5 protein-coding genes are annotated in these 4573 nt (G+C 70.6%); 4 read left to right on the plus strand and 1 reads right to left on the minus strand.

What is annotated here, in order from left to right; translation table 11 throughout:
* The 3 genes from dapB to ACIKT0_RS13295 form a co-directional block, all read left to right on the plus strand.
* A partial coding sequence (gene dapB / locus ACIKT0_RS13285) for a 4-hydroxy-tetrahydrodipicolinate reductase (RefSeq protein WP_407105801.1) occupies positions 1 to 655 on the plus strand: 655 nt, incomplete at its 5' end.
* An 82-nt stretch (positions 656 to 737) separates the two neighbouring features.
* Positions 738 to 1379 (plus strand): 2,3-bisphosphoglycerate-dependent phosphoglycerate mutase, encoded by a 642-nt coding sequence (locus ACIKT0_RS13290; protein WP_407105802.1) that lies wholly within the window; start codon positions 738 to 740, stop codon positions 1377 to 1379.
* A gap of 275 nt (positions 1380 to 1654) precedes the next feature.
* Positions 1655 to 2545, plus strand: coding sequence for a TraB/GumN family protein (locus tag ACIKT0_RS13295; protein ID WP_407105803.1), 891 nt, complete (start codon positions 1655 to 1657; stop codon positions 2543 to 2545).
* A gap of 7 nt (positions 2546 to 2552) precedes the next feature.
* Here the strand turns inward: ACIKT0_RS13295 and ACIKT0_RS13300 are convergent, their stop codons facing one another.
* Entirely contained in the window at positions 2553 to 3785 is a 1233-nt protein-coding gene (locus ACIKT0_RS13300) for a penicillin-binding protein activator (RefSeq protein ID WP_474998503.1), read from the minus strand.
* Between the two features lie 131 nt (positions 3786 to 3916).
* Here ACIKT0_RS13300 and rsmI point away from each other — a divergent pair.
* The coding region (gene rsmI, locus ACIKT0_RS13305) for a 16S rRNA (cytidine(1402)-2'-O)-methyltransferase (protein WP_407105805.1) at positions 3917 to 4573 on the plus strand (657 nt) is incomplete at its 3' end.

Raw genomic sequence — 4573 nt, forward strand, 5'->3', positions numbered from 1 at the left:
CGCGCTGGGCGTCGCGGTGACGGACGACCCGCTGCCGCTCGTGGCGGCGGCCGACGGGGCGCTCGACTTCACCACGCCTGACGCGACCGTCGCGCTGTCCGAGCTCGCCGCGCAGGGACGAATCGTCCACGTCATCGGCACCACCGGCCTCGCGGAGTCGCATCTGCAGCGGCTGGACGCCGCGGCGCGGCACGCCGTGATCGTGCGCTCCGGGAACATGAGCCTCGGCGTCAATCTTCTCGCCGCGCTGGTGCGTCAGGCCGCGAGCGCGCTCGGGCCGGACTGGGACATCGAGGTGCTCGAGATGCATCACCGGGCGAAGGTCGACGCGCCGTCCGGCACCGCCCTGCTCTTGGGCGAGGCGGCGGCCGCAGGCCGCGAGCTTTCGCTTGAGGAGAACGCCGTCCGTTCGCGCGACGGCCATACGGGGCCGCGTCCGAAGGGCTCGATCGGCTTCGCGACGCTGCGTGGCGGCACCGTGGTCGGCGATCACACGGTTATCTTCGCCGGCGCCGGCGAGCGCGTCGAACTCAGCCACCGTGCGGAAGACCGCATGATTTTCGCGCGCGGCGCCGTAAAGGCGGCCCTGTGGGGTTTCCGCCGCAAACCTGGGCACTATTCGATGGCCGACGTGCTCGGGCTGCCGTCCGCCTGAGCAAAACCTCCGGTGCAATCCGGCGGCGCCTGCGATAAGGGATCGCTGCCGCCGCCGCGGCGCCGCTTCTGGAGCTCTGCGTATGGATCGTCGCCTCGTCCTCGTCCGTCACGGTCAGAGCGAGTGGAATCTCAAGAACCTCTTCACCGGGTGGAAGGATCCGGAGCTTACGGAGCGGGGCCTTGAGGAAGCGAGGGAGGCCGGACGCCGCCTCAAGGCGGAAGGGCTCAAGTTCGACATCGCCTTCACGTCGAAGCTGCGGCGCGCCAAGCGCACCAATCAGCTCATTCTCGAGGAGCTCGGGCAGCGCGGGCTGCAGACGATCGAGGATGAGGCGCTCAACGAGCGCGACTATGGCGAACTGACCGGCCTCAACAAGGACGACGCGCGCAAGACCTGGGGAGACGGGCGGGTGCTGCTGTGGCGGCGCTCCTACGACGTCGCGCCTCCCGGCGGCGAGAGCCTCCGCGATACGGTCGCCCGCGCCCTCCCCTATTTCGTCCGCGAGATCCTGCCTCACGTGCTGCGCGGCGAGACCACGCTGGTCACGGCCCACGGCAACTCGCTGCGCGCGCTGATTATGACGCTCGAGCGGCTCTCGCCCGACGCGCTGCTCGAGCGCGAGCTCTTCACGGGCGCGCCGATCATCTACGAGATGAACGCCGACTCGACGATCGCGTCGATCCGGGATCTCGCCCGTCCGCTGGCGCCGCAGGCGCAATAGGCGCGGCGCCCGGACCGGCGAGCCGCGACGATAGGCATCAGAAAGATGTGATTGGTCCGCGAAGCGGACGCCGCCATCTTTGATCCATGGCGCGTTCGGCGGATGCGAGGCGTGGCACGGCGGCGGCGGGGCTGAGCTCGCTGGCGGCCGTCGCTTTTCTCCTGCTCGCCGCAGCGCCGCTCCGCGCCGATGACACGGCCGCGAAGCCACCATCCGCGGACGCTTCAGGTCGCAGCGACCCGTGCGGCGGGATCGACCTGGTCCAGGCGCTCAAGTTGAGCGACCCGCCGAGCTTCGAGAAATTCGAGAACAGCGCCCGCGCGATCGCCAACGGGCAGGGCCTGCTCTGGCGCATCGAGAGCCGCGCCGGGAAGGTCTCGTATCTGTTCGGCACGATGCACTCGAGCGAACCCGCGGCCAAGAGCTTCGACGATCTCGTGCTGCGGGCGCTCGGCCGCTCGTCGGTCGTGGCGACGGAATTGCCCGGCGCGAGCACCCGGCGGGTGGCGGCCGAGCTCCGCCGGCTGGTCGCCAACAGGTCGTTCCGGCCGCAGGGCGCCGCGCTGTCGGGACTGCCGGAGGACACCCGCAAGGAGGTCGAGCGACGCATGTCCGTCGCCGGCATTCCGCCAGGGGTCGCCGATCAGTTGCAGCCCTGGTACCTCGCGCTCACGGTCTCAAGGTCGAACTGCGCAGCCAACCCCCGGGCGGGCACGGACACCGAGACCGCTGACGCAAGGATCGAGCGCCTCGCGCTCGAGCAGGGCGCGACGTTGCTGGGACTGGAAAGCCCAGTGGAGCAGGTCGACGCGCTGGCCTCCATCCCTGACGACGTGGCGCTGCGCATGCTGCGGGACACCGCCGTCAAGCGGCTGAAGCCGGAGGACATGGAGAGCACCATCACCGGCCTCTACTCGACGCGGCGCATCGGGTACCTGCTGGCGATGCGGGGACCGGCCTGGGCCGGCGTGTTCGATATCGACGGCTACGCCGAGTTCATCTCGGCGTTCATCACGCGCCGCAACCTGACCATGCTCCAGCGGGCGCTGCCGATCTTCAGCGGAGGGCAGGCCTTCGTCGCGGTCGGCGCTTTGCACCTGCCGGGCGACTACGGGATGGTCGAGCTGATCCGGCGAGCCGGTTTCACCGTCACCCGGATCTGGTGAAGCGGCGCTAGTCGGCGGGAGCAGCCGAGGCCTGGGCGGTCTGTCCGCCGAAGCTCGACGGCGCGGGGCTTATCACCCGGGCGCCGCCGGGATCGATCTGGAACACCGCGAGCGCCCGCTCGCTGCCGCCGTCCGCCCGGAACCGGAAGGTGCCGTCGACGCCCTTGAAGCCGGAGGGGTTCGCGAAGGTCTCGCTGGTCAGCGCGCCTGGCCCCTGCGTCTTCACCAGCGCCGCCACGAGGGACGTCGCGTCATAGGCGAGCGAGGCGGTGCGCACCGGTTCGGAGCCGTACTTCGCCTTGTAGCGCTGCGCGAACGACCGGAAGCCGGAATCGTCCGGCGCCGCGAACCATGCTCCCGCGAGGCTTGCGTCGCGGGTGAGCGCCGGATCGTCCCAGAGGCCCGTTCCGAGAAGCTGCAGCCTCTTGAGGTTCACCCCGTTGGTCGCGAGCACGCCCACGATCGTCTGCACGTTGTCCGCTGTGTCCGGGATGAACAGGGCGTCCGCCTGGGGCAGCGATTCGGCGAGCCGGGCCACCGGCTCCGCCATCTTGCCCCGGTCGGCCGGATAATGCTCCAGCCCGACGACCCGTCCGCCTGCCTTGGCCACCGCCTGCTGGAACGCCGCCTCGACGACCGAGCCGTAGCCGGTTTCCGGCAGGAGCGCGGCGAAGGAACGTTTGCCCTTGGAGACCGCATAGCTGACGATCCGCTGGACGTCGGATTCAGGCATGAAGCTGAGCAGATAGACGCCCGGCGCGGCGACGTTCGCGTCGGTCGAGAACGCCAGGATCGGGACGCCCTGCGGCTTCGCCACGCGCGCCGCGGCGGCCACCGAATGGGCGAACAGCGGGCCGATGACCAGCTTTGCGCCCTCGTCAGTGGCGGCCTGAACCGCCGCCTGGGCGCCCTGCGCATTGCCGGCGTCGTCCTTCACGACGAGCTGGATGTCCGGCGTGTTGAATTCCGCGAGCGCCAGTTCGGCCGCGTTGCGCATCGACTGCGCCGCAAGCCCCGCATTGCCGGAGGCGCTGGTGGGCAGAACGAGGGCGACCTTCACGGAGCCTTGGCCGACGATCTCGCCGAGCGGCTTGCTCTCGACCTGCGGGGTCGGAACGCCCTGGGTGGGATCGAGCGCGGCCTCGCCGGGCCCGCCGCCGTCGCCGCTGCAGGCGGATAGCGCGAGCGCCGTCGCGACGACGAGGGTCGCGCGCCCGAAGGCGCGCATGTGGAAAGTCATCGTCATCACCGCCATCCGGGCGGGCTCCCCACTGCCCGCGCCGCTCGCCCCGATGATCCGAAAGAAGGCGCTGCTTTCCGCTGGCGCGCGCCCCCGATAGACTTCGACCTCCCTACCTGACGAGTGACGCGATGCCAAGGCCCGAGCGGCAGGATAGCCATCCAGATACCACCTCGGTCCAGGACGGGGGCCGGAGCTACCTGCTCGCCGGGCAGCGCCTGACGGCGAGAGCGCTGCAACCCGGCCTGCACGTGGTCGCGACCCCGATCGGGAACCTCGGCGACGTGACCCTGCGCGCGCTCGAGACGCTGGCCGCCGCCGACCTCATCCTGTGCGAGGACACGCGCGTCACGCGCAAGCTGACGAGCCATTACGGCATCTCGGCCCCGCTCGCCGCCTACCACGAGCACAACGCCGCCGAGATGCGACCGAAGGTTCTGGCCCGGATCGATCAGGGCGAACGCATCGCGCTGGTCAGCGACGCCGGCACGCCGCTCGTCTCCGATCCCGGCTTCAAGCTGGTGCGGGACCTGATCGGCGCCGGCGGCTTCGTCACCGCGGCGCCGGGCGCGTCCGCCGTGCTCACCGCGCTGGTGCTCTCCGGCCTGCCCAGCGACCGCTTCTTCTTCGAGGGCTTCCTTCCGCCCAAGTCGCATGCGCGGCGGGCGCGGGCGGCGGAGCTCGCGCGCATACCCGGCACGCTGGTGCTGTTCGAGCGCGGGCCGAGAGCAGCGAGCGCCGTATCGAGCCGCGCCCTGTGCATCATGAGCGGAGTATTGAAGAGCCGG

It is taken from the genome of Hansschlegelia beijingensis (genome assembly GCF_045505405.1).
Lineage (GTDB): Bacteria > Pseudomonadota > Alphaproteobacteria > Rhizobiales > Methylopilaceae > Methylopila > Methylopila beijingensis_A.

Bases quoted from the DNA above. Each gene is read 5' to 3' on its own strand.
- ACIKT0_RS13290 (WP_407105802.1), top strand. From the start codon at position 738: ATGGATCGTCGCCTCGTCCTCGTCCGTCACGGTCAGAGCGAGTGGAAT.
- ACIKT0_RS13300 (WP_474998503.1), bottom strand. From the start codon at position 3,785: ATGACTTTCCACATGCGCGCCTTCGGGCGCGCGACCCTCGTCGTCGCG.